General features: G+C 35.7%; 24 protein-coding genes and 1 other annotated feature. Of the genes, 2 read left to right on the top strand and 22 right to left on the bottom strand.

Going from position 1 to position 26,615, the window contains the following annotated elements:
- Positions 1-2: 2 nt before the first annotated feature.
- The 5 genes from MOQ65_RS01070 to MOQ65_RS01050 form a co-directional block, all read right to left on the bottom strand.
- A complete protein-coding gene (locus MOQ65_RS01070) occupies positions 3-1,889 on the bottom strand; it encodes a site-specific DNA-methyltransferase (protein ID WP_257846396.1) in 1,887 nt (628 codons plus the stop codon).
- The gene (locus MOQ65_RS01065) at positions 1,882-2,502 is read right to left on the bottom strand and encodes a DUF4391 domain-containing protein (protein ID WP_257846395.1); all 621 of its coding nucleotides are present in this window, start codon (positions 2,500-2,502) and stop codon (positions 1,882-1,884) included. Before MOQ65_RS01065 ends, MOQ65_RS01070 begins: the two co-directional genes overlap by 8 nt.
- Positions 2,499-5,732, bottom strand: coding sequence for a helicase-related protein (locus MOQ65_RS01060; RefSeq protein WP_257846394.1), 3,234 nt, complete (start codon positions 5,730-5,732; stop codon positions 2,499-2,501). Before MOQ65_RS01060 ends, MOQ65_RS01065 begins: the two co-directional genes overlap by 4 nt.
- A gap of 199 nt (positions 5,733-5,931) precedes the next feature.
- Complete coding sequence (locus MOQ65_RS01055; RefSeq protein WP_257846393.1) at positions 5,932-6,117, bottom strand: MmcQ/YjbR family DNA-binding protein; 186 nt, start codon at positions 6,115-6,117, stop codon at positions 5,932-5,934.
- A 35-nt stretch (positions 6,118-6,152) separates the two neighbouring features.
- A complete protein-coding gene (locus tag MOQ65_RS01050; RefSeq protein WP_257846392.1) occupies positions 6,153-7,382 on the bottom strand; it encodes a hypothetical protein in 1,230 nt (409 codons plus the stop codon).
- A 109-nt stretch (positions 7,383-7,491) separates the two neighbouring features.
- On the opposite strand from MOQ65_RS01050, the gene MOQ65_RS01045 reads away from it, so the two are divergent.
- Positions 7,492-7,728: a hypothetical protein gene (locus MOQ65_RS01045; protein ID WP_257846391.1), complete on the top strand. Its 237-nt coding sequence runs from the start codon at positions 7,492-7,494 to the stop codon at positions 7,726-7,728.
- A 122-nt stretch (positions 7,729-7,850) separates the two neighbouring features.
- On the opposite strand, the gene MOQ65_RS01040 is transcribed toward MOQ65_RS01045, so the two are convergent.
- From MOQ65_RS01040 to infC, 5 genes are all read right to left on the bottom strand, one after another.
- Entirely contained in the window at positions 7,851-8,492 is a 642-nt protein-coding gene (locus MOQ65_RS01040) for a PdaC/SigV domain-containing protein (RefSeq protein ID WP_257846390.1), read from the bottom strand.
- A gap of 140 nt (positions 8,493-8,632) precedes the next feature.
- Positions 8,633-9,184, bottom strand: coding sequence for a hypothetical protein (locus tag MOQ65_RS01035; protein WP_257846389.1), 552 nt, complete (start codon positions 9,182-9,184; stop codon positions 8,633-8,635).
- Positions 9,185-9,305: 121 nt separating this feature from the next.
- On the bottom strand, positions 9,306-9,656 hold the full coding sequence (gene rplT / locus MOQ65_RS01030; RefSeq protein WP_005376311.1) for a 50S ribosomal protein L20: 351 nt from the start codon (positions 9,654-9,656) through the stop codon (positions 9,306-9,308).
- Between the two features lie 46 nt (positions 9,657-9,702).
- Complete coding sequence (rpmI, locus tag MOQ65_RS01025) at positions 9,703-9,900, bottom strand: 50S ribosomal protein L35 (protein WP_004696338.1); 198 nt, start codon at positions 9,898-9,900, stop codon at positions 9,703-9,705.
- Positions 9,901-9,921: 21 nt separating this feature from the next.
- Complete coding sequence (gene infC / locus MOQ65_RS01020) at positions 9,922-10,440, bottom strand: translation initiation factor IF-3 (protein ID WP_005386139.1); 519 nt, start codon at positions 10,438-10,440, stop codon at positions 9,922-9,924.
- A gap of 486 nt (positions 10,441-10,926) precedes the next feature.
- On the opposite strand from infC, the gene MOQ65_RS01015 reads away from it, so the two are divergent.
- Positions 10,927-12,420 (top strand): DASS family sodium-coupled anion symporter, encoded by a 1,494-nt coding sequence (locus tag MOQ65_RS01015; protein WP_257846388.1) that lies wholly within the window; start codon positions 10,927-10,929, stop codon positions 12,418-12,420.
- A 149-nt stretch (positions 12,421-12,569) separates the two neighbouring features.
- Here MOQ65_RS01015 and MOQ65_RS01010 read toward each other — a convergent pair whose 3' ends face one another.
- From MOQ65_RS01010 to alaS, 12 genes are all read right to left on the bottom strand, one after another.
- The gene (locus MOQ65_RS01010; protein WP_257846387.1) at positions 12,570-13,127 is read right to left on the bottom strand and encodes a MarR family winged helix-turn-helix transcriptional regulator; all 558 of its coding nucleotides are present in this window, start codon (positions 13,125-13,127) and stop codon (positions 12,570-12,572) included.
- A gap of 784 nt (positions 13,128-13,911) precedes the next feature.
- Positions 13,912-15,117 (bottom strand): MFS transporter, encoded by a 1,206-nt coding sequence (locus MOQ65_RS01005; RefSeq protein WP_257846386.1) that lies wholly within the window; start codon positions 15,115-15,117, stop codon positions 13,912-13,914.
- 115 nt (positions 15,118-15,232) lie between these two features.
- Positions 15,233-17,143, bottom strand: a complete 1,911-nt coding sequence (gene thrS / locus MOQ65_RS01000; RefSeq protein WP_105089385.1) for a threonine--tRNA ligase — start codon at positions 17,141-17,143, stop codon at positions 15,233-15,235.
- A gap of 74 nt (positions 17,144-17,217) precedes the next feature.
- Positions 17,218-17,450, bottom strand: a binding site (T-box leader).
- Between the two features lie 248 nt (positions 17,451-17,698).
- Positions 17,699-18,688, bottom strand: coding sequence for a hypothetical protein (locus tag MOQ65_RS00995; RefSeq protein ID WP_257846385.1), 990 nt, complete (start codon positions 18,686-18,688; stop codon positions 17,699-17,701).
- A 116-nt stretch (positions 18,689-18,804) separates the two neighbouring features.
- Positions 18,805-19,080, bottom strand: coding sequence for a DUF4911 domain-containing protein (locus tag MOQ65_RS00990; RefSeq protein WP_257846384.1), 276 nt, complete (start codon positions 19,078-19,080; stop codon positions 18,805-18,807).
- A 96-nt stretch (positions 19,081-19,176) separates the two neighbouring features.
- Positions 19,177-20,418 (bottom strand): peptidase U32 family protein, encoded by a 1,242-nt coding sequence (locus MOQ65_RS00985; RefSeq protein WP_257846383.1) that lies wholly within the window; start codon positions 20,416-20,418, stop codon positions 19,177-19,179.
- The gene (locus tag MOQ65_RS00980; RefSeq protein ID WP_105094496.1) at positions 20,418-21,026 is read right to left on the bottom strand and encodes an O-methyltransferase; all 609 of its coding nucleotides are present in this window, start codon (positions 21,024-21,026) and stop codon (positions 20,418-20,420) included. Before MOQ65_RS00980 ends, MOQ65_RS00985 begins: the two co-directional genes overlap by 1 nt.
- Before the next feature lie 23 nt (positions 21,027-21,049).
- On the bottom strand, positions 21,050-22,456 hold the full coding sequence (gene mltG / locus MOQ65_RS00975; protein ID WP_257846382.1) for an endolytic transglycosylase MltG: 1,407 nt from the start codon (positions 22,454-22,456) through the stop codon (positions 21,050-21,052).
- A gap of 170 nt (positions 22,457-22,626) precedes the next feature.
- Positions 22,627-22,923 carry a DUF1292 domain-containing protein gene (locus MOQ65_RS00970; RefSeq protein WP_005386121.1) on the bottom strand — a complete coding sequence of 99 codons (297 nt, stop codon included), beginning with the start codon at positions 22,921-22,923 and terminating at the stop codon, positions 22,627-22,629.
- Positions 22,924-22,951: 28 nt separating this feature from the next.
- Positions 22,952-23,371 (bottom strand): Holliday junction resolvase RuvX, encoded by a 420-nt coding sequence (ruvX, locus tag MOQ65_RS00965; protein ID WP_005386119.1) that lies wholly within the window; start codon positions 23,369-23,371, stop codon positions 22,952-22,954.
- Complete coding sequence (locus tag MOQ65_RS00960) at positions 23,371-23,631, bottom strand: IreB family regulatory phosphoprotein (protein WP_009351224.1); 261 nt, start codon at positions 23,629-23,631, stop codon at positions 23,371-23,373. Before MOQ65_RS00960 ends, ruvX begins: the two co-directional genes overlap by 1 nt.
- Before the next feature lie 154 nt (positions 23,632-23,785).
- A complete protein-coding gene (gene alaS / locus MOQ65_RS00955; RefSeq protein WP_257846381.1) occupies positions 23,786-26,401 on the bottom strand; it encodes an alanine--tRNA ligase in 2,616 nt (871 codons plus the stop codon).
- Positions 26,402-26,615 lie beyond the last annotated feature (214 nt).

Below are 26,615 nucleotides of genomic sequence, written 5' to 3'. Positions count from 1 at the left end.
AATTAGATAACCATCCTTTTTGTATCTGGGCTATAAGTATTAAATATTTGTTCAATATTAGATAATAAACTATCATTATCAATGGATTGATTATTAAAAACTACATAAACAGGCTTCAACTTAGCTAAATAGATAACTAAATCCTCTGTCAATGTTTTTCTATCTAAATAAGAAACTAAATAATTATCACCAACAGTATAAATCTCTTCTTGATTATATAAAATCATGTTAATCGGAGTTGATAATTCAATACCTAACTCTAACATTACTTGTATCAATAAATCTAGCGAATCTCGTTCAGGCTTAATATTATCAATTAATTTATCCAATAATGATTGTTCTATATCATGTGAATAATAATACGTATTTTTCATATTAGAAGAATCAACATAAAATAAACGTACACCTATATCTCCATTAAAGGTCTCCCCAGAGGCTTTTACTGATTTTCTTAGTCTCAATAAAGCAACATCACAAATTGATTTACAACCTTCATCAATAGCATTATTCGAAATATCTAATAGCTCTGGTAACTGAATCAAAATAAACTTTAGGTTGCTATTATTTTCTTCATTATATTCCATTACAGCTTGTGCTGTAGTTCCCGATCCAGAAAAGAAATCAAGGACTATTCCATCTTTTGAATTAACACTATGTTCTATAATTTTTTTTATAAAATTAACACTTTTAGGATATGAGAAATAACCAGATAACCCTAATTCATTGACTTCTTTAGTTGCAACTTGATTCATATATTTATTATCGGTGAATTCAAGAGAATTTAGATTTTCACGCGTATTTTTGAGTTCACTTTTATATTTTTTATATATAAATCCACGTTCATTTTCCCCATGACTTTCTTTAAAGGATATTTTTCCTGACTTAATATGTTTTTCTACAGTATTTTTGGAAAAAGCCCAAAATCGACCATTAGGTGGGATATCAATTTTTCCAGTATAAGGATTCTGAATTTCAAAATAATTATTCTTTAAAGTTCCACTTCTAGCACTAGGATCATAAGATGTCCATTCGCCATTAGGATCATTATCTGGATTTTTAAAGCGTTCTAAATTACGTTCACCCCCAAATAATTCTACTTTAGACTTATTTTTAGCATAACAAAGCAAAAATTCATGTTGATAATTAATTCCAATTTTTGAGTCATTCGTTGTTGATTTTGTTTTACGTATAAAATCGGAAATATAATTATGCTCACCAAAAAGCTCATCACAAATTTTTCTTAAATTAACAAATTCATTTTCATCAATACTAATAAATATAAGCCCATCATCAGCAAGTAGGTCTCTTGCTAAATATAATCTAGGATATAACATATTTAACCAATTAGTATGAAATCTCCCTGTTGTAGAAGGATTATGAACTAATAGATTACCTTTACTATCAATAATATCTGTATTATCCAAAAAACTTTCTTTACTTTGACTGTAATTATCAAAATAAACCAAATCACTCCCCGTATTATAAGGTGGATCAATATAAATAAGACTTATTTTAGACAAATATGTTTCTTGCAGTAATTTCAATGCCTCTAAATTATCCCCTTCAATATATAGATTTTCAGAGTCTAATTTACCTTCACATCCATCTTTACCAATTGATTTTTCTATATTTAGTCTTAATGTTTTATTAATAGGTGTATTAGCAAGTGCAATAGCTTTCTTTTTACCTGGCCATGTAAATTGATATCTTTCTTGACGACCCTCAACTACAATACTATTAATTTCTTGAGTCAAAATATCCTTATCAATAGCTCTAACTAAATTTCCCTCTGAGTCAATTGCTTCAGTAGCTATATTAGGAAATAATTCTAGTAAATTTTTTAACTTTTCATCTGCTAAATTAGCCGTTTGCATTTTTAACTTATCCATTAATACATTCCTCCAATGACTGTTTTAACAGTTGTAACTCTTGATAGAGTTTAAATTTCTTCTTAGGTTGAACTTCCTTATAAATTTTACGCTCTAATCTATCTATAGCTTCTTCTAGCTTTTTAATTTTATTGTAACACTCTAATATGGTGGTTATATTTTTATCACTATCGAATCTTTCTTCTATGCCGATCACATGTATAATAATGTAACACCATAAAGCATCAAGAGTCTTAATATTATTGTCATAATCAAGATTAAAAGATTCTTTCCACTCTGATTTGTAGAGTTTATCCTCATAAAACAGATATTGCAATTGATTATTAAATCTTAATTTTATCAATAATTTATGAGGATTTGATTTCAAAATTGTCTCAATTAAACTAATATTATAATCATTTCTTCTTAAATCTATTGTAACTAACAATATTTCCTCAATAATAGTTTCGGTTGTAATCTCCAACGAATTATTAGTTAAACTATGTGTAACTACAATTGATTCTATATCATCAATAAAGGATTTTTTTAATTTACTACTAAGTTTTAGATTCTTATAAAATGCTTCTTTCGGAATCTTCTGATTTACTATTGTTTTCTCAGGTAAATAGTTCATCGCATCACCACCATAAAACAAATGAGTTCAAAATCATCAAGCCCATCTATAAAGGTATCTTTCAATGTGGTAATTCCTGATTTAAAAAAGGAGTCTACATCACCTTGTTTCTTTACATTAATAATAGATTGTATAGTCTTCTGTAGTAAATAAGATGACTTCTCCATATCTGTCCCATCATTAGTCATCTTATTAAATAGTTGTGAAAGTTTAATATCTACACTAGATTTTCCTTTTGCTAGATATCTCAATAGATCTAATGTCTCTTTAGGATGTAAGTGGTCTGAAATTACTTCTCCAGTATCACTAATATACACTAAATAAAAAGGATGTAATCTATTCTGTTTGTCAATATTTACATTTGTATTGATATTTTTAAGAACAAAGATAATTCCTGGATTTTCACCTTGTACTACAGCATTAATACCTTTTGGTAATCGTTCAATATTAGAATGCTCCTTCATATACTGTAGTAAATCAATTCTAAAATCATTTAGACCTAAATCCATTATGGATATTCCTGTATTCATTTCTTCAATATCTAAAACTTCATTCTGTAACCGTTCAAGCTGACTTTTTCTGTATAGTAAATCCCCATCTTCATTTATATTAATAGGATCATCATCCCCAGTAGAAGTCATTACAGAAATTTTCATTCGTGTTTCCACACGTGCTTTTAGATTTATATATTCATCTAATGCAATATCTGGCCAAAAATTGACTAATTGAATAACATCATTAGTGCTTCCAATTCTATCTATACGTCCAAAACGTTGGATTATTCTAACAGGATTCCAATGGATATCATAATTAATACAATAATCACAATCTTGTAAATTTTGACCTTCAGATATACAGTCAGTTGCAATTAATATATCAATATTTTGATTTTCATCCTTATATATTAATTCATACTCTTTTGATTTTGGAGAAAAACAAGCTAAAACATGGTTCATGTCACTTTTAAAATTAGGAATATTAGTCTTTCCATCAACTGACCCGGTTACAAGGGCAACATTTAAATTTAATTCAGTACCTAATATTTTTGTAACATGTTCATACAAATACTCGGCAGTATCTGCAAAAGCAGTGAATATGATAATTTTATGATTACTCTTATTTATAGGATTCTCAATTTTATTTCTTATAATATCCATAAGACTTAAAAGTTTATTATCCGTCTCTGGAGTAATAACCATTACCATATCTAATAGTCGATTTAAAAGATTTATATCTTTATCAATTTCAGACTTCCAGGTAATATAATCCATATCCGATAAATTTATTTGGATTTTTTTTCCAACTGTAAAAAAATCTGTATTTTGATCATCATCATCAAACTCAGATGATAAATCAGTTAAATCCGACAAAAGATTTAAGCCCGATTTCATTCCATCCATAAATAGTTCGATTCTATTGGAAATATCATTATAATATGCTAGGATTCTATTTAACGTAAGCATAAATGAATATACAGAGCTTTCCATTCTTTTAAGCAAGTTAATACTCATTAACTTCTGTATACCAATCTCACGTCCCCTTTGCATATTTTCTATATCTCCTGCAGCAAGATATTTCTTCAATTGTGAAGGTAGAATAAAAGACGACGGAGTGTATATTGCTAAATTTAATTGCCCCAAAATAGAAAAGATAGCTTGATAACTAACCTTATCTGTAGTTTCAGTTAATTTGGGTCTTAAAGAAATTGGCTTTAAACGTTTAGGAAACTGTCCAATTTCCGCAATATCATAGAAGCTTTGGATATGTTTTCTAGATCTTGCAATGGTGACTTGATCAAGGATATTAAAGAAATCATAATCTAATTTAGATAAAAGATTTTCAGTTGTTCTATATTCTTCGTCTGCCTTAGCCCAAATATTATAAACACGTTGTGCTTGTGAAAATATATTATCGATATCATTTTTTAAATTCAAAGATTTACTAAAATCACTAGAATCTGAACCATATGCAAGAGCAAGTTGATTCTTCAAATCACTAAATCTATTATTAACTGGAGTAGCCGATAACATTAATACTTTAGTTTTAACTCCAGGCTTTATAATACGTTCTAGCAATTGCGTATAACGATTTAATTTCCCACTATCCTTACTATCGGTTCCAGGTCCATTTCTAAAATTATGAGACTCATCAATAACCACCAAATCATAATTAGACCAATTAATTCTATCTATAGCTAAACCAATACCAGACATTCCAGATGTACGTGATAAATCAGTATGATATAAAACATCATATCTTAGTTTATCTTCTGATAATGGATTATTAATTAAATTGCCTCTATAGGTCATCCAATTTTCAGCTAGTTTTTTGGGACATAAAACTAGCACATTTTTATTCCGACCTTCATAATACTTAATAACGGACAATGCCGTAAATGTTTTTCCCAAACCAACACTATCAGCTAAGATACACCCATTATATTGTTCAAGCTTGTTAATAATAGCTAGAACAGCATCTCGTTGAAAATCATAAAGCTTATTCCAAATAACACTTTGTTTAAAACCAGTTGCTTCGTTAGGTAAAACATCTTCTGAAATATCCTCTAAAAATTCACTAAATATATTGTATAAAGTCATAAAATATATAAGCTCAGGTGAGTTATCTTCATATACATTCGCTATCATATCTACAACTTCATTAGTAACATCTACTAAATTCTCTTCATTATTCCAAAGTTTGTTAAATGTATCAATCAATTGTAAACTTTCTGGATATTCAATTTTTGTAACGAAATTTGTTAAATTATTTCCTTCCTCACAACCTAAATCAACAGTTGAAAAAGCATTTAGCGGTGTATATGCATATTGCTTTTCATTAGATTCAATAGTTATATAATTACTCATCATTGCATTTGAAGTATTTGATTTAAAAGAAACCTTTTTTTTAATCCATTCACTACACTCCTTTGCAATCTTTTTTTGAGTTAACTCATTACGAAGCCTCACTTCAAATTCAGTACCATATAAATTTTTTTCACGTTCTAATTTTGGAATAAAAAATTCTCTTTTAGCTTTTTGAGTAGATTCTTTAACAAAAGTAGGAGATGAAAAAATAAACCGAATCTCATCACAATTGGTTAATTGATCTTTAAGAGCTTCAAAAGCATAAATAGAAAAGTAGGATGCAGTAATAGAAATCTTATCTCCATTTGAAATTGTTTTTATCAAATCATCTCTTACAACGGAGGTCTTATTATCAAAAATCTTCATGATACACCTATAAATATATTAATAACAAACGTATATCTTCATTATATATTCATATATCAGATATGCCAATGAATAAATGAGTAAAATTAAACACATCTTTTATATAGTATGTAAATAATTATAGCGTCAAAAAAAGCTTATAGAATGTTGCTAAACATACTATAAGCTTTATGAACAATATTTTATAAATTGTATATATTTACTTCTTCCCCACCAACTGATAGCTCATATCCACCAGCATTTTAAATTTTTCAGCATCTTCATATCTTTCAATATCCACCGAGATCCAGTGTTGTTTATTCATATGATACGCAGGGTAAATTCCGCTTTCACGAATTAGGGTAGGAATTAAATCATGTTCACATTTTAGATTAACTATTTCCATAGGTTCAGTCCTAAGGTCATTAGATTCATAATTATTTACTGCTTTCTTGGAAATAAAGTCATATCAAATACACCTTTTGGTACAGCTGACATACCTGCTAAACTTTTTGAGTATTTGTCTTTATCATTTGCATTATCTACGTATTGGACCACATCACGCAAGTCTTTTGACGGTACTTTATAATCTAAATCTGCCATGATAAAGTGCGTATATAAATACTTATCATCATATAAAGATTGAATATACATTTTTGATGTGGATCGTTCTACTTCCATATAAATAGCAGGGGTAGCATCATTCCAAACGGTTGCATATTGAATAGGTCTATACTCAGAGTAAGGCTTATACATAGCAAAGAATTGTATTAATTTAGCATTTATTGTATGTGGTTTAGCTAATTCTTCTGGCTGTAATTCTCGTACCATAATGCCTTCACGATAGCTTTTACCATCATAAATGTAAATAGCATCATTATCAGGACCATTATAAGTTAAATCACTAGACTTCAATGTTTGGAATGTAAATCCATTAATTGTTATAGGTTTAGTTTTTGAAAGTAATTGCTTAGCTGGCTCAATAGACGGCAACACATAATTAACCAACGGAGACATGAGTTGTTTATATACATACTCTTGATTATGTGTTTTCAACAAATCTACTTCTTTCTTTTTAGTCAAATCAAATGCAATTCGATACGATACTGAAGGATCTGCCTTAACTTTAAAATTAATAGCCCCCTCTAATGAACTCGTTTTAGTTGGGCTAATCTCCCATGTTGCATTTTTAACAGTTGAATAGGAGAATGAATTCCCTGTAGACGTGCTTTGATTTTCTTTGCGAATGTTATAATTTAGGTTTCCATCAATCAAAAGAAAGTTTCCACGCTTTATCTCTGTAGTTAACGGGTCCCCCTTAGTAGTTTTACCAAACCGAGTCCCGTCAGGAAGAGTAAATTTTAAATTAGCTCCATTATCTTTAAGAATAAAAACAGAAGATGAGAAGTTAACTGAATGATTTAATTCTTGAGTTAAATAGACTAATTCATCTATCGTCCATTTTTTAGGCATATTATTTGCATATTTTGCCCTCACCCTATCGCCTACATCAGCTTCCATCTTCTTAGCGGTCGCATCTACCTTCCGATAATTTTGATAGGCATCCTTTGATATTGTAGGATCTGCACCTGGTATATTAATATCAATTGCTTGGCTACCTAATGTCACAAAACTAAAACATAGTGCAGCCATTAACGCACGTTTCATCATAAACTCTCATCCTTTCACATAGTGTCTCCCCAATATTATATATAGAATATCATACTTTATTTGACTCATGGTAGTATAATATAAATATAGAAACAAGGAGATGATACATATGAAATTCACAAAACGTATAATTGTCATGACATTCTTAGCCGTAACTGCTGTAGTATCTACAGGATTTGCTTATGATTATGTATGCAATAACTCTCAGTACAATTGCAACACTAACACACAATACAACTCCGATAACAATGCGAGCAATACTAACTATGCACCAGACAACAATAACAACCAAAATTATTGCGGTCCAAACTCTAATACTAGAGGATGCGGTGGATATAGAAGATAATATGGTAAATACGATAAAGGCCTATAGTACTAAACATGTACTATAGGCTTTTGTCGTATATTACAAGAATACTATTTAATTCATCAAAATACAGTTAGGCTCAATATGTTAACATACTTTTATCAGGAGTTCATTCTGTTAAAGTATTCAATAGATTTTGGTGTAAAACCAATATAAGTATTACCAGCTGCGTACGGACCTAATTCATATGGTTGGTAAACTAAATCTATATTCCCCTTACCGCGTAAGCAGTAATTATCTGTCACATATTTGACACTCCATCCACTTGGAATATAGCTCTTTGTATGATTACCTATATAATAATTTAACACGTGGGATCGTAGTCCATTATCCAATTGTCCTGCATTTGCAATTTTCACATAGTTATATAATGGAATACGTTGACCTGTTATTTTATTATATACAAGACCTCTTGTATTATACATACCATGAGCTGCTCCGGCGTAGTAATAATAGGTCGTTAGTAGGATTGAAACAACTTGACTATCCTCATAGGTAACCTTATAGTTTTGAGAAACTTGATAAATATGTTGATTGTAATACATATCCTTTGCTTCGAGTACATAATTTGCAATATCTGTATTAATAACTCTTTGAGCATAAGCATGATCTGTATAAACTAAAGGATACTTTAAATCTAAATTTACATCTGATTGACTGCCTGTAACAACAGTTGCATACGTAGGTACCGCCAACATAACACCTAACATAGAGGTCATACATAGCTTTTTAAAGATTCCCATAATAATGTCTCCTTTTACAAACACCTTTAAATAGGTCATTACTGTGTTAGTTCTACAAGCTATGATAAAACTCCTCTTTTTCTATTACACATTTATGATAATTTATTCATTATATAAAATAGCCAAAACTAACTACTATTTCACACTAAAGTGTTAGGAAGAACTCCGCCTAATACAGCAATAATAAGTCCAATTGCAATCATCCAAATTGATATAAACCTTAAAACAAAGGAAGTATGTGTATAGATTTGTATAGTAAATTGATTATAATCAACCGATCCTTTAATCACCTTATCGCCTACTTTTTTCATTACTGTATCTAGCACAAAAGGATCTTCTGTAATGGACAGTCTATAGGTGCCTGGACCCGCATCAAAGGTATATAGTTCCATTCTTGAGTGAGTTAAACTATTAACCCGGGCACGCATAATAGATAGAAATAAAGGAATTGTCCTTCCCGTTGTTTCATCAACTAAGTTAAAGCCAAATTCGCCAATAGGTGCCCTTGTAAACATTTTTCCACTGAGCCACACCCCATACGTTCCTGCTCGCTCTAACGTAAAAGTGCCTTCTTTATTTACATAAGGCATCTCATAGAGCATCTTAGCTCTACCAAAGCGAATCGTATATTTAATACCTAAATAGAACAAACAAAGTCCTAACGGTATCAACAGATAAAATAACTGTTCCATTACCTACTCCTCCTCTATTCTCCCGCTTTTACACAACACGATTGTATTTTCACTATAGCATACTTTCACAATGCAAAAAAGGACCCTCCAAAGAGAGTCCTTAGTCTGTATTGTTATGCTATTAAGCGTTTTTAGCTACTTCAACAAGTTTAGCGAATGCTGCTGCATCGTTAACTGCCAAGTCAGCCAACATTTTACGGTTCACTTCAACGCCTGCTTTAGTCAAACCAGCGATGAAACGGCTGTAAGTTGTGCCATTGATGCGAGCCGCTGCGTTGATACGAGCGATCCACAATTGACGGAATTCGCGTTTTTTCGCACGACGGTCACGACGAGCGTAGTACAACGCTTTCATTACTGTTTCGTTAGCTTTTTTGAACAAACGAGAACGTGTACCGCGGTAACCTTTAGCTAATTTTAAAATCTTTTTATGACGTGCATGAGCTGTAACGCCCTTTTTCACTCTTGCCATTGTATATTCCTCCTAAATTACGATATATCGATCTAATAGTTAACGATTAAGCGTATGGTAAGCATTTAGCTACGCGTTTGTGGTCAGCTTTTGCAACCAATGTAGCTTTACGCAAATTACGTTTACGAGCTGGAGATTTTTTCTCAAGAATGTGGCTTTTGAAAGCTTTTGCACGCTTGAATTCACCAGTACCAGTTACTGCGAAACGTTTAGCCGCTGCGCGACGAGTTTTAATTTTTGGCATAATTATAATCCTCCCAAAACATTATTTACTTACTAAAATCATGGTCATGTTACGACCTTCTAATTTAGCTGCTTTTTCAATAGACGCTGTTTCTTTGAGTTCTTCAGCGAAACGTGTCAATACTGCCATGCCTAGTTCTGGATGTGAAAGTTCACGACCGCGGAACATGATAGTTACTTTTACTTTGTTACCTTCACCCAAGAATTTGGATGCGTTTTTCATTTTTACGTAAAAGTCATGGTCTTCAATATGTGGACGTAACTTAACTTCTTTTAAAGTTACGATTTTTTGTTTCTTCTTCGCTTCTTTCTCGCGTTTTTGTTGTTCGTAACGATATTTACCGTAGTTCATAATACGAGCTACCGGTGGTTTAGCGTTAGGTGCAATTTCCACAAGATCAAGATGCTTTTCTTCAGCTAATGCCAACGCCTCACGGCCAGACATAATGCCGATTTGTTCGTTTTCAGGACCTACGACACGAAGTTCACGAGCACGAATTTCTTCATTAATGCGTGGTGTATCCTTGCTAATAGCGTTCACCTCCAAGAGAATAAAAAAAACGGACGGCAAACACCATCCGAATAGAGTTCTCTATATTAACCTCATACTTCTTGGTATTAGGTGAGTGGCGGATGGCCTCTGCTTCATAAATTACTTAATTATAATAACAAATTGACTGATGAAAGTCAACAAAAAATATTGAGCTTTTAACAATGAAATTGTTATTACAACTCTTATAGTATAACAGACATTATAAGTTCTGTATATAGGTATACTTACTGACACCGTTCTCTCTTTATGTATACAATATTCTTATAAATTATACAACTAATTCTATAGAAAATACGATACAATAATATTTATAGAATAGTCTAGCTTATATAGTGTACTTTATAGAATCGTGTACATTATAGGATAGTGTACATTATAGGATAGTGTACTTTATAGGATAGTCTAGCTTATATAGTTTACATTATTTATTATTATACAGTAATAGGTATTACACAAATTGAAAGGAGTTTTATTATGAGTGTAACAACCACTGCCCCTCCTCAAAAGGCGCGTACAACTGCTCAAAATATTGGACTTATTTTATCTTTCATTGTTCTAGGTGGCATTTTATTATTACCTACACCAGAAACATTATCTACCGGTGGTCATCGTATGATCGGTGTACTCGCCTTTGCCATTATCTTGTGGATGACATCAGCTGTTTCCTATCCAGTAAGTGCTACCATGATTACTGCACTTACCGCTTTACTATTAGGATTCTCACCAAATCCCGAAGCCCCTGCTAAGGCGATGGGCACAGCCAATGCCTTGAAGCTTATCATTTCTGGTTATTCTTCACCAGCCATGATTCTTGTAGGTGCTGCTATGTTTATCTCTGTAGCTATGCGTAAAACGGGTCTCGATCGTCGTATCGCCATGTTAGTACTATCTAGCGTTGGTACTAAGGTTAGCCGTATTTATTTAGGTGTTATTATTACAGGCCTTATCCTCGCCTTCTTCGTACCAAGTGCAACAGCGCGTATTGCCTGCTTAGCACCGATTATCATCGGTATTGTTGAAAACTTAGGTATTGAACGTAAAAGCCGCGTAGCAGCTCTACTCATGGTAGGTGCCGTACAAGCTGATACGTTCTGGAATATTATGATTCAAACAGCTGCAGCTCAAAATCTTGTAGCAGTAGGTTTTATGCAAACACAGATGAATACATCTATTAGCTGGATAGATTGGCTCACAGCAGCGGCTCCATTCTCCATCATTATGGTTATCATCGCCTATTTCTTAACACAAGCATTAATTAAGCCAGAGTTCAAAGAACTTGTAGGTGGCGATGTACAGCTTGCTAAAATGCGCCAAGAAATCGGTCCTATGAGCATGGATGAAAAGAAACTGTTATGTATCTCTATCGGTCTTCTCGCATTATGGGCTACTGGTGGCAAGCTACATTCTATCGATACAACAACTACAACAATTGTAGCTATCGCATTGTTCTTCTTCCCTAAGATTGGCATTATGGATTGGAAATTTGCACAGCCGAACATCGACTGGGGTTCCATCGTTATGTTTGGTGCTGGTATCGGCCTTGGCTCTGTATTACTGAAAACAAAGGCAGCCACTTGGCTTGCTCAAGTATTCGTAAACGCCTTCTCCCTTGAAAGTGCAAGCGTATTCATCTTAATTGCTGTAATGGCGGCCTTCCTCATTGTTATCCACCTAGGCTTTGCATCTGCTACAGCCCTCTCCTCTGCTATGATTCCTATTGTAATTTCTATTGTAGTAGGACATAACGCAGAAGGACTTAACCCAATCGGTGTAACCATGCTTATGCAATATGCCATCTGCTTTGGTCTAGTATTACCAGTAAACTCACCACAAGGTATGGTAGCTTACGGTACCGACACATTCGACGTAAAAACATTTATGACTACAGGCATTCCATTGACTATTATTGGCTATGTGATGATGCTCGTATTTGCCCTTACATATTGGCACTGGATTGGTATAGCTTAAAACTAACTAACAAAACATCAAAATCCTGCAATTTCTTATTAACAGAAATTGTAGGATTTTTTGTTTTAACTGGTTAACTTACTCCATATCCCCACTTTATCTATTATGCCCACTCACTCTATCGCTTACTTCAATACTTACTCTATTTCTTACTCTATTTTTTCTGGACTGAAATGTCTAAGTATAAATGTTAGATCAGATTTAATGTCACTCTTCTTATTTTTGCGCATAGCTGAAAACATATTACCTAATACTTTATCATGCACAACTTGTACTTCTTCAAATAAAAGCTTTCCTTCATAAGTCAAAGCAAGACTTTTAGATCGTCTATCAGTTGAACACACACTACAAGTCAATAAACCTTTCTTTGTTAAATTTTTTACAACTGCAAATAAATTTCCATACGACACTCGTAACTCATCCACTATAAAGCCTAATGTTGGTTTACACGACGAAACATAGACAAACTCCAACACATTATATTGCATCGGTGTCAACCCAAAACGTCTTAATACAGCTACTTCCTTATCATGAATCACCGTATATATACGCTCAAATAAAAACCATAACTTCTTATCCTCTGGCATAAATACATCTCTAGGAACTCTTTTGGCTAACTTTAACCGTTTACCGTATCGCATAGCTCGCTCTAATCGATTAAAACCTTCTTCACTCTCACTAACCTTACGTAATCGTAATCGCGCCAATAGACTCACTCCTTTACCATTTTACAAATTTTCCATACATAACCTATTTTCCAGATACTACCAGTTAAAAATATTTATTTTTAACTGGTAGTATCTCTAAATCAGCTTATATCTCCGCTTAGCAGAATTACTTTTAACTGATAGTATCTCTAAATCAGCTTATATCTCCACTTAGCAGAATTACTTTTAACTGGTAGTATCTCTAAGTCAGCTTATATCTCTACTTAGCAAAATTACTTTTAACTGGTAGTATCTCTAAGTCAGCTTATATCTCTACTTAGCAAAATTACTTTTAACTGGTAGTATCTCTAAGTCAACTTATATCTCTACTTAGCAAAATTACTTTTAACTGGTAATATCTCTAAATCAGCTTATATCTTCACTTAGCAGAATTACTTTTAACTGGTAGTATCTCTAAGTCAGCTTATATCTCTACTTAGCAAAATTACTTTTAACTGGTAGTATCTCTAAAATGACTTATATCTGTCCTTAAAAATTATTTTTAAATGGTAGTACCAGCAAAATAATATAATTAATTAAAGCTTGCATTGTGTTTTTACATCAAAGTATGAATAACCAAAATAATATTCGACAAAGATTCTAAAACTCCTGCAAAATAACAGTATTATTCCGAATTACTAGAAATATAATTACAAATTAAACTACAAACAAAATTTAAATACAAGCACAAAAAAGCGCCGTCCGAAGACAGCGCTTAATGTAGTTAAATTATTTACTACTCTTATTTACTAGTTTTGTTTATTAATCTTATTTACTCGTTTTCTTATTCTAATTCCTTACCTTTAAGTTCAGGAATCAAGAATAGGGTTGCAAGAATATCAAGTACATAGATAATAGCTAGGAATGCAATTGCCACTTGGTAGGAGTACATGGAGATAATCATACCTACTACCATTGGGCTAAAGCCGCCTACAGCACGACCGATATTAAATAGTACATTTTGAGCCGTTGCACGAGCAGTTGTTGGGTAGGCTTCTGCCATCAAGGCACCATAGCCACCCATCATACCATTTACAGAGGCGCCTAAGATTGCACCAGCAAATAGCATGGCAGTTGGATCAGATAGTTGAGAGTAGATTAAAATAGATGCTACAGCACATACTTGGAATAGGATGAATGTAGGTTTACGACCTATTTTATCGGCTAAGCGGCCAAATAACCAAATACCGACCATCATGCCACAAACAGTAACCGCTGTCCACAAACCAGATTTTGTTAGAGAGAAACCTAATTGCTTACTTAAGAAATTAGGTAACCAAATCATAATACCGTAATATCCAAAGTTTTGAACAGATGTTAAAATAGCAACACCAATAGATGTCTTTGTAGTTCTTACATCTTTTACTAATAACTTGAAAGAGTTTGTATGTGAATGCTCTTTATCTGCTTTACTTTGTACAAAGATTTCTGGTTCATGTAGTTTCGCACGGAATACCCAAGCAATTAACGCTGGAATAATGCCAACCATAAACATACCACGCCATCCAATGATAGGAATGAGTAATGGTGTTAACAAAGCAGCAGCCAACACGCCTAATTGCCAACCTAAGGCAACGTAGCTTGTTGCTTTTGCACGGTGTTGAGCAGGCCAAGCTTCAGCAGCGAGCGCCATACCAATACCAAATTCACCACCTAAACCAATACCTGCTATTGTACGGTAAATTAGAAGATCCCAATACCCTTGAGCAAAGGCACAAAGCCCAGTAAATATAGCAAACAAAACAATCGTCCAAGTTAAAACGCGAACGCGACCAAATTTATCTGACAAGGTACCGAAGATGAAACCACCAAGTACGGCACCAACCAAGGTCCACGTCACAAGAGATCCCGCTTGACCAGTGGTCAAACCTAAATCTCCAGAAATTAGTGTCAGCATAAAGCCAAGAATTAAGAGGTCAAAACCATCCATAGCATAACCAATGGAGGAACCAATAACGGCTTTCCAACCATATGAATTTACTTCTTTCATAGTATTTCCTTTCGCTACTCACAGGTAACAATTAAAGAGATAGCCCCCACTATACAAATGGCCAACGCCTAGACTTAAGTCTAATGAAAGGCTTTAGTATATGGGGGCTAAATATTTAGTTACGTTCTTTGATTTCGATTTTAATAGAATTGAAGAATTCTTCGAATGGTACGGAACCTAATTCGTCACCGCCGTGTTTACGAACGTTAACTGTGCCTTCTTCAACTTCTTTATCGCCTACCACAAGCATGTATGGAACTTTTGCCATTTGTGCTTGGCGGATTTTGTAGCCAATTTTTTCGCTACGATCATCCACTTCTACACGTACATAATCGCGATGCATTTGTTTTGCCAATTCTTTAGCATATTCAACATGTTTTTCAGAGATAGGTAAGATTTTAACTTGTACAGGAGCCATCCATGTTGGGAACGCACCTGCATAGTGTTCAGTTAAGATACCGATGAAACGTTCCATGGAGCCGAAGCATGCACGGTGAATCATGATAGGACGATGTTTTTGACCATCTTCGCCAACATATTCGATTTGGAAACGTTCAGGCAAGTTCATATCCAATTGGATAGTACCACATTGCCATGTACGGCCTAAGGAATCTTCGATATGGTAGTCAAGTTTAGGGCCGTAGAATGCGCCGTCGCCAGGGTTGATTACATAAGGAATACCTTTTGCTTCAATAGCATTGCGCAATGCTTCTGTAGCAGCTTCCCAAATGGCATCGTCACCCATTGCATTGTCTGGTTTAGTGGACAATTCCACATGGTATTTCAAACCAAATTGGCTATAAATGCGGTCGAACAATTCGATAACTTTCATCAATTCAGATTGCATTTGATCTGGCAACATGAATACGTGAGCATCGTCTTGTGTGAATGCACGTACACGGAATAAGCCGTGTAAAGCACCGGACAATTCATGACGGTGAACTAAACCAAGTTCAGCATAACGTAATGGGAAGTCGCGATAGGAATGCATTTCGTTTTGGTAAACCAAGATACCACCTGGGCAGTTCATTGGTTTAATTGCATATTCTTCATCATCGATAATTGTAGTGTACATATTTTCACGGTAATGGAACCAGTGACCAGATGTTTCCCACAATTGTTTATTTAAGATAATTGGTGTACGAATTTCTTCGTAATCAAATTCATGGTGAACTTCACGCCAGAAGTTTTCTAATTCGTTGCGAAGGGCCATACCTTTTGGTAAGAAGAATGGGAAGCCAGGACCTTCTTCTTTGATAACAAACAAACCAAGTTCTTTACCAAGTTTACGGTGGTCGCGTTTAGCTGCTTCTTCAAGCAAGTGAAGGTATGCATCAAGTTCTTCTTTCTTTTCAAATGCTGTACCGTAAATACGTTGCAACATTTTGTTCTTTTCATCGCCGCGCCAGTATGCACCTGCAATGCTTTGTAATTTGAAAGCTTTTACCTTACCAGTGGATGCCACGTGAGGACCTGCACAAAGATCGATAAAGTCACCTTGCGCATAGCAAGAGATAACAGCATCTTCAGGAAGATCTTCAATTAATTCTACCTTGTAGTCTTCGTTTTTAGATTTGAAGAACTCGATAGCTTCTTGACGAGACATTACAGATTTAGTGATAGGCAAGTTTTCTTTCACAATACGGCTCATTTCCTTTTCGATTTTGCCTAAATCTTCAGGAGTCAAAGTATGTTCCATATCGATATCATAGTAGAAACCTTTATCGATAGCAGGACCGATAGCCAATTTAGCTTCAGGCCATAAGCGTTTTACCGCTTGAGCCAAGATATGAGAAGCTGTATGACGCAAAGTATGTTTACCACCATCTTCTTCGAATGTTAAGAACGCTACTTCAGAACCGTCGACTAATTCTTCGCGAAGGTCTGTTAATTCGCCATTTACATTAGCAGCTAGTACTTTTTTAGCCAAGCTGTTAGATAGTTGTTTTACTGCTTCCCCAAGAGTAGTGCCAGCAGCGTATTCCTTTGCACTACCATCAGGTAAAATGATTTTTACATCTGCCATTTTTCTTTCCTCCAATTTATTATCTAGGATAGACTGGATTTTTGTAATAAAAAAAGACCCTCTATCCCTACAAAACAAGGGACGAAGATCATTCGCGGTTCCACCCTAGTTAACTACCTATACAAATATATGTGTATAGTTAATTCACTTCATTAAGCCCGATAACGGTGGCGGCCGTATTTGCCTACTTAGGTTCGACAAATCAGTTTAAAGGGGGTAACTCTAATATATGTGTAAGGCATTTCCAGCATCAGCCTCTCTCTGGTACACAGGGATATGAGAATCATGTCCTTTGCATAACTTTTACTAGATTATAGTATCATAGAGAATCAAATAATTCAATACAGTTTAACTGTAAATTTCACAAAATCTATAAATTAAAGAAACGCCTTCAAACACATCATAAAAAAACGGCCCGATATAACTGATATGTACCCCATTTACGGGTTGTCCATTAAAAGGGGGACATATCAAACTCGAGCCGTTTATTAAGATTATCATATATACGCTAACCAATGTAGCTCTACTACAGCTCACTGTACATTAGCTAGATTATTAGCGTTTGAAGTTTGTAGATAACATAGCACCAATTACTTTTTCCAATTTGCTATTGGAAAGATCTGGGCCTTTGTAAAGTGTTAAGAGCACATCATTGGAGTTATCTTGTTTAGAAACCATCATAACACCGCTGCCACGAGCACCGTTATCGTCGTAATCTTTTGCTACGATAACGAGGTTCAAGTAATGATCCTTCATATATGTGTACACTTTACTTGTACGTGCAGAGGAACCAATCATTTTTGCCATGCTCATACCACGGTTGAATACGATTGTATTTGCATTATGTGGGTTTGCCGCTAATTGTTGTTTTTCCTCTTCATTTAAAGGCATGAGATTCACCATGAGGGAATCACCCATTTTACCACGGAACATAGCTGGCATTGTTTCACGCACGTCTTCAGGAATACCTGTGTCAGCAGTCAATTTTAATTCCTTAGGAACAGTCATATATAGAACGCCCTTGCTGTTTCGGCCTACCTCTGTTGTACTGAGGTCTACGGCGCTAAGCATAATGGAATCTTTAATAGTTGCTACTTGATTTGCCAATGGCTTTTCAGGAATGCCACGGCTTGCCAATTGTACGTCACCAGATTTAGTTTTTTTCAAGGTTTCTACATTCCAGTTAGCACCTTTTTTGTCAGCATCGCTAGCCTCTGTGAAAGCATTCGCCCCATCTTTTGCGCCTACATACACGTAAGTTTGAGCTGGGATAATTGTATCTGGCGCACCAGTTTTATTGAACGCTGCACCATATACAACATTAGGAATCACAGTGGAGCCAACTTGTAAATTATTGTTAGTTTGGCTTTCCACATCAAAGTTGATATTACCAGTGAAGGTCATATCAGGACCATGATTGATGACTACTACATCCCCTGCTTGAGGAATAATAACAGGGCCTACAGGACCTGCCATAGCTACGCCTGCCATAGATACACTAAGGCAAGCTGTTAATAATGCACGTTTCAAAATAGATTGTTTCATAGATATACTCTCATTTCTCTACTATATATGTTGACATAAATATAAATGTAGAATGATGTGTTTAATTCACTATCATTTATGGTTACTAATCGTCTATATGCAGCTTCAACATATACTTACTCGTCTATAGTGACATAATCCGATAGACTACTTAATAATTCAATAGCCAAGGGCCGTGTTGAAGGTGTACACCTTAGCATACATCGTCCATTTATATCAATAGATGTCATAACCCCTAAGTATTCATAGCCTTCAATGATGCGATTGATATAGTTCGTATGCTTCGGTTCAAGATGAAAGTACACATACGCCTCTTCCCCAGAGGTTTCTAAATCTGGTACATCAGTAAATGCACCGATAGATTTACTCGGTTCTAAAGATGTACCACTCATAAGTCCTCCTACACATCATTACTATAAAATGTAAATGCTATACATATCGCTAGTATAGGCATCCATTAGATATGTCTGTCGTTAATATACTACCTACTAAGCTTCTTTTGATTTGCACTCACGGCGCATCATAGAATATGGCTCAAGTGGTGTATCCATGTAGATACGCACTTTCATTTGCGCATGAGGCGCTACGTCGATTGGATTACCATCTTCGTCTGTCATTTTTTCAATTACAGTTTCCACAAGGTCCCCTTTAGGCTGGCAGAATTCTACTTTATCGCCGACCTTGAAGTTATTACGTTGTTCAAGATCAACGTATTTTTCTTCTTCGTTATAGCCCATAACTAAACCGATGAAGTCATGGCTTTGTGTATTGGTAGATTTACCATAGTTTTGAGCCGTTTCATCAGGACGACCTTCTGCAAAACCATCTGTATATGGACGGTGAGAAATCTTTTCTAATTCTGCAATCCATTCTGGACGAACATACCAGTCTTTCCCTTCTTTAAGATATGTATCGATAGCTGTACGGTATACCTTTGCTACCGTTGCACAATAGTGAACGGATTTCATACGGCCTTCAATTTTAAGGCTATCAATACCAGCTTCATATAAATCAGGAATGCGGTGAATCAAGCACAAGTCTTTAGAGTTAAAGATATATGTGCCATGTTCATCTTCTTCAATTGGATAATATTCACCAGGTCGGTTGGATTCAACAAGGGAATATTTCCAGCGGCAAGATTGAGAACATTGACCGCGGTTCGCATCACGGTTGCCTGTCATGTAGTTAGACAATAGACAACGACCAGAGTAAGAAATACACATGGAGCCATGTACAAAGGATTCGATTTCGATATCTACATTATCCTTCATTTCTTTAAGATCTGCTAAGGATACTTCGCGAGCCGCTACGACGCGTGTGGCACCCAGTTCTTTCCACATTTGCACTGTATGCCAGTTTGTAGTGGAAGCTTGTGTACTTACGTGAAGTTCAAGGCCTGGAGCCACGCGTTTAGCAAGGCTAAAGATACCCATGTCGGCTACGATGATCGCATCAACGCCGATACTTTCAAGGAATTTCAAATAGTCCTCTAAACCTTCAAAGTCCTCATTGTGAGGGATGATATTACATGTAACATGGAGTTTTTTACCATGAGCATGTACGAATTCTACAGCTTCCTTTAATTCCTCATCGGAGAAATTAGAGTTACCTGCGCGCAAGCCAAAACGTTTGCCTGCACAATATACAGCATCCGCACCATAGCGAATAGCCATTTTAAGCTTGTCCATATTACCGGCTGGACAAAGCAATTCCATAAAATGTTCTGCCATTATTTGTTGTGCCCTTTCCACACACTCACACTCATACCATCACCCATTGGATAGATGGTGGTGTTAAACAATTCTTTATTTTCAACATACGTTAAGTATTCTTTTAACCGTTTTACGATAGTCTTAAACCGTTTTGGCGGCTCCTTATCGCCTCTTACATAGCCTCTAAAAAGTACATTGTCTGCAAGGATAACGCCTCCTTCTTTCACATGAGGCAAAATGAGTTCTAATTGTTTAAGATATTGCCCTTTGGGACCATCTAAAAATACTAGATCATATTCACCGGTGAGTTCCGTTAAGACTTGAGACGCATCGCCTTTCAGCAATGTAATTGTATCGGCATAATCAGATTGGTTAATATAATATTTCGCCATTTCGTGACGCACATCATCTAATTCAATAGATGTAATATGTCCCTCCTCTTCGTCGAGTAGCGGAGCCATCAACAAAGCAGAGTAACCAATGGCGGTGCCCACCTCTAACACAGAGGTGGGCCGGTACAAACCTATTAATTCTTCAAAGAGATGAACCTCAGATTCTCGTAGAATCGGTACATCATTAATCATCGCGTAAATACGCTGTTCATTTAAAATATCATTTAATGTCATGAAAGTAGATTCAATCTCCTACATTATTTATTGCTATTACCACTAGGAACTACCAACGTAGAACGATCCACAGATTCAGCTGGCTTTACTTCAATATGAGGTACTTGTTGTGTACTTGGTACAACATTTTGCATAGATTCTGGAGCAGGTGTTGTAGTTGGCACATAAGAGTTAGAACTAGATGATTGAGTTGCTGGTGCAGATTGAGCTGGTACTTGTGGAGCTGGTGTTGGTGCTGGAATTTCAGCAGCTGGAACCGTTGTTGGTGTATATTTGTACGTAGGTTCCACATTAACATATTGAGAATCTGCTTCCACCGCTTCTTCAGAGCTGTAATTGTAGTTAGGCTCTGTCGTTGCCACAGCCACGTCATAGTTAGGACCAGCTTGTACTGCGGCCTCTGTATTAGAGGATGTAGCCGTATCATTACCATAGATTTTATGAACTTCCGCTAAATGTTCTTCATATGTTTTAGAGAAGTGATTATGTCCATCTTTATCCGCTACAAAGTATAAATAATCTGTATCTTCAGAATGCAAGACTGCATCTAATGCTTTTTTACCAGGGTTCGCAATTGGTCCTGGTGGCAAGCCTTTAGATACGTATGTATTATACGGGCTTTGTAATTGCGTATCACCAATAGTTACATCTTCTTTTGCATAACCTAGTACATAGGAAATTGTCGCATCAGATTGTAATGGAATACCATGGGCTAACCGTTTTTTAAATACCCCTGCAATTGTTGGACGATCTGCATCAAATAAAGATTCACGTTCAACAATGGATGCCAATGTTACAAAGTCATGAATACTCATGTGTTGAGCTTGAATTTGTTTCTTCACAGCCGGTGTGAGGTAACGATTCATTTCGTCAGCCATCATTTGAATCACTTCACGTGGCGTTGCACCTACTGGAATTTCATAAGTACTTGGGAATAAGAAGCCCTCTACCGGATATGTAGCAGGTCTTGTACCCTTCATATATGGATATGGTACAAAGGTCTTTGCTTCTGCTAAGAAATCCTTTGCCTTCATAATTTGATTTTTTTCAAGAACGATAGCAATATCACCAACTGTGTATCCTTCAGGAATTGTAACACGAATAGATTCTACATGACCTTCTTGTAATAAAGAAATGAGTTCGCGCACAGTTACCTTGTTAGGAATTTGGTAGTGACCAGTTTGAAGTTTATCATTGGTGCCGCTCAAATATAACCAAAGCTTAAAGCCTTGTGTGGAACGAATAAGACCTCGTTCATAGAGCATGTCTGCAATTTCAGTGCCAGTCTGCCCCTTTTCGATGACAAGTACTTGTGTACCATCATCTTGAGCAAAGGTGTTTGGCACTAAATAAATCGCTCCCAAACCACCTGCGATGATTAATACGCCTACAATAATAAGGATTAAAATATATCTTAAGGCTTTTCTCACGACGTTGAGTTCCTTTCTGTAACATAACAGTATTTATCATCTTATTATACCATAAAGTCCATATTTCCCCTATATAAAAGGACATTATCATATTATGGGCATCTTAATATATAACAAATAAAAATAGCGTATTGCCCAAAGACAACACGCTAGATTTATAAAGAAAACAACTACTCGCCATCTTCCATTTCTTCATACAATTTTACTAGAGTCTCAAAAACTTCATCTTCTTCATCTAAAGGTACGTATACTTCTACGCCTTCTTCATTTTTTTCGATGCTAGCCAAGATCATGTATGTGTCATCTTGACCTTCGTGGTCTGCCTCTTCGTCTTGTACATGTACAAGAACTGCATACTCACGACCTTCATGGTTTAGAACAACATCTTCTGTGAAGTATTGTTTATTGCCGTTTTCGTCTTCGAATTCTAAATAATACACTTCACCTTCAAAGTTTTGGTCAACCATTGGAAACCCTCCTTGTGGAAAAAAAGATTTATTTATTGAACTGCAAGCGATCTAAGTATCCTTGCAAAATTACAACCGCTGCCATTTTATCAATAACGGATTTACGCTTTTTACGACTTACGTCAGCTGCAATGAGTTGCCGTTCAGCCATAACCGTAGATAACCGCTCATCCCAATATGAAACAGGTAAATCGATGACTTCTTTCATCTTTTCAACGAATTCTTCAGTCTTTTCAGCTCGTTCACCTTTTGTACCATTCATATTCTTCGGCATACCTACTACAAGCTCATGTACTTCATATTCAGCAATGAGTTCTTGTAAGCGATTAAAATCTTTTTCAAGAGATGTTCTACGAATGGTTTCAATACCTTGTGCTGTCATGAGCAGTGCATCACTACAGGCAATACCGATAGTACGGCTGCCCACATCTAATGACATAATTCTCATTATAGTTGTTTTGCCTTTGCGTATTCTTTCAACAATTCCTCAATCAAGTCATCCCGCTCTAAACGACGGATATCAGAACGTGCATTATTATAGCTTGTAATGTACGCTGGATCTCCAGAAATAAGATACCCTAAGATTTGATTGATTGGATTGTAACCTTTTTCTTGAATAGATTGATAAACACGAGTAAGAACCTCTTCAGCTGTCATCGGTTCATCGTCTACTTTACGGAATAACATAGTTTCATCAGAAACCTTCATCGTATCCCTCCTTTTTATTACATTGGCAGGTTTCACTGTAAAAGTGAAACCTCGCCTACTATTATACTTGAATTAAAGCTACAAAGTCAGTAACTTTTTATGCATCATAAAATTTTTCTATAACAGATACAAGTATAATTATAAAATTATATGCCTATTGTAACATAGATGTTAAAGCTTCACCACCAGCTTTTAATGCTTCTGTCAATTTAGCTGGTTCTTTACCACCTGCTTGAGCCATATCTGGACGGCCACCGCCATTACCACCAGCTACTTGAGCTGCTGCTTTTACGATATTACCAGCTTTAGCACCTTTAGCCACTACATCTTTGGATACTTTACATACAAAGTTAACTTTGTCATCGCCCATAGCAGCGCCTACAAGCACTACACCAGAACCAGACAATTTATCAAGGCCCATATCAGCCATATCACGTAACTCATCAATAGAGGAAGCTTTTACAGCAGCTGCTACAAATGCAACGTCACCAATCATTACCTTACCAGCAATGATATCTGCCGCACCAGCTGCAGAAACCTCTTTGCGAATTTGTTCTAATTCTTTAGCAGTTTCTTTTGCTTCTGCCAACACTTGATGTAAACGTTCTTCTACTTGAGGTGCTTTAGTTTTAAGTTCGCCTGCCATGCGTTCGATAGTCAAGCGATCATGTTTTGCTGCATCTAGAGCTGCACGACCTGTAATTGCTTCAATACGACGTACACCAGAGCCGATACCCGCTTCAGATGTTAAACGGAAGGAACTAATGAAAGCTGTATTACCTACATGAGAACCGCCACATAATTCAACGGAGAAACCAGGAACCTCTACAACGCGAACTACATCACCATATTTATCACCAAAGAGTGCCATCGCACCTTTAGCTTTTGCTTCGTCCATAGACATTTCAGCAATAGCTAAATCTGTAGCTTTTAAAATTTCTTCATTTACAAGAGCTTCGATTTGATCAAGTTCCTCTTGTGTTACAGGGGAGAAATGAGTGAAGTCGAAACGCAAGTAATCTGGAGTTACTAAGGAACCAGCTTGGTTAACATGCTCGCCTAGTACCTTTTTCAATGCTGCATGTAACAAATGTGTTGCTGTATGGTTACGAGCCATAGCAGCACGGCGATTTGTATCTACTTCAAGCGTTACATCATCGCCTTCGGAAATGGAACCTTCCACAACAGTACCGATATGGTATACAGTGCCTTCAGGTAAACGTTTTGTATTATGAACCTCTACCTTACCCATTGGGCCAACGATAAAGCCTGTATCACCTAATTGACCGCCCCCTTCAGCATGGAATGGTGTGGTACGTACGATAACAGTAATTTCATCGCCATCAGCAGCTGTTTGTAAACGTTCAGAGCCTTTGCCGATCATTAATACGGAAGAAGCAGTTACAGCTTCATCTTCAAGAAGCTCTTCGTCTTTCAAGAATGTGATGTCAGGTGTTGCTACCTTAGCATCTTCTTTTACACGAGCTTCACGAGCGCGTTCACGTTGTTCCTTCATAGCTGCTTCAAAACCTTCATGGTCGATTGTAAAGCCGCGTTCAGAAGCAATTTCTTCTGTTAATTCCCAAGGGAATCCGTATGTATCATATAGTTTGAATACTTCTGTACCAGGCACAACAGTTGCTTTTTCAGCAGCAAGTGTATCAATCAAAGAATTCAACAATTCAAGACCTTGTTCCAATGTTTGGTTGAATCGTTCTTCTTCATTTTGTACAACCCGTTTAACGAAGTCTTGTTTCTCAGCAATGGATTTAATACCAGGGCCAAGAATATCTACTACTACATCAATAAGTGGTGTTAAGAAGATACCTTCAATACCAAGTAAACGGCCATGACGTACAGCACGACGTAAAATACGACGCAATACGTAACCACGACCTTCGTTAGATGGCAATACGCCATCAGAAATTAATGCAGTGACAGCACGAGCATGGTCAGCGATAACCTTTAAAGAAACATCAGTATTTGGATTTTCGTTATATGTAACACCAGCGCGTTTAGCTGTAGCTTCAATAATTGGGAAAATCAAATCTGTTTCAAAGTTTGTTTTACAACCTTGTAATACGGAAGCCAATCGTTCAAGGCCAGCGCCGGTATCGATGTTTTTATGTTGCAATGGTTCATAAGAACCATCTGGCATTTTATTAAATTGAGTGAATACTAAGTTCCAGATTTCAAGATAGCGATCGCAGTCACAACCTGGTGCACAGTTAGGATCATCACAACCATGTTCAGGACCTTGGTCGAAGAAGATTTCACTATCAGGACCACATGGGCCTTCACCGATTTCCCAGAAGTTATCTTCAAGGCGTGTAATATGACTTTCTTCTACACCACAATCATTGTGCCATGTATCATATGCTTCTTGGTCATCTGGATATACAGTAACATACAATCTATTTTTATCGAGTTTAATAACTTCAGTTAAGAACTCCCACGCCCAGTGAATTGCTTCTTTTTTGAAGTAGTCACCAAAGGAGAAGTTGCCAAGCATTTCAAAGAATGTATGGTGACGAGCTGTGCGACCTACGTTTTCAAGGTCACCTGTACGCATACATTTTTGGCTTGTTGTAATACGATGACAAGGAGGTACCAATTTACCTGTAAAGAAAGGCTTTAATGGCGCCATACCTGCCCCAATCAATAATAGAGATGGATCGTTTTCTGGTATAAGAGAAAAACTATCTAATTTTAAATGTCCTTTGCTTTCAAAAAACTGCAAGTATGCTTGACGCAGTTCATTACCCTTCATGTGTATATTCCTCCTAAAATTATTTACTCTTCATTATATCGTAAAAACGACATAAAATCTATTAAAAACATTGAGATTATGCGGAATTTACCGACTTTCACAATAGCAAATACAAGGATAAAATTTAATAATTCTAGAAATGAGAAAAAGAGGTTATACAAATCAACAGAACATAATTGATTCGTATAGCCTCTTTTAAAGCTAATATGTATTG

It is taken from the genome of Veillonella faecalis, assembly GCF_024677885.1.
Taxonomy (GTDB): domain Bacteria; phylum Bacillota; class Negativicutes; order Veillonellales; family Veillonellaceae; genus Veillonella; species Veillonella nakazawae.
This window is presented reverse-complemented; position numbering and strand designations above follow the sequence as displayed.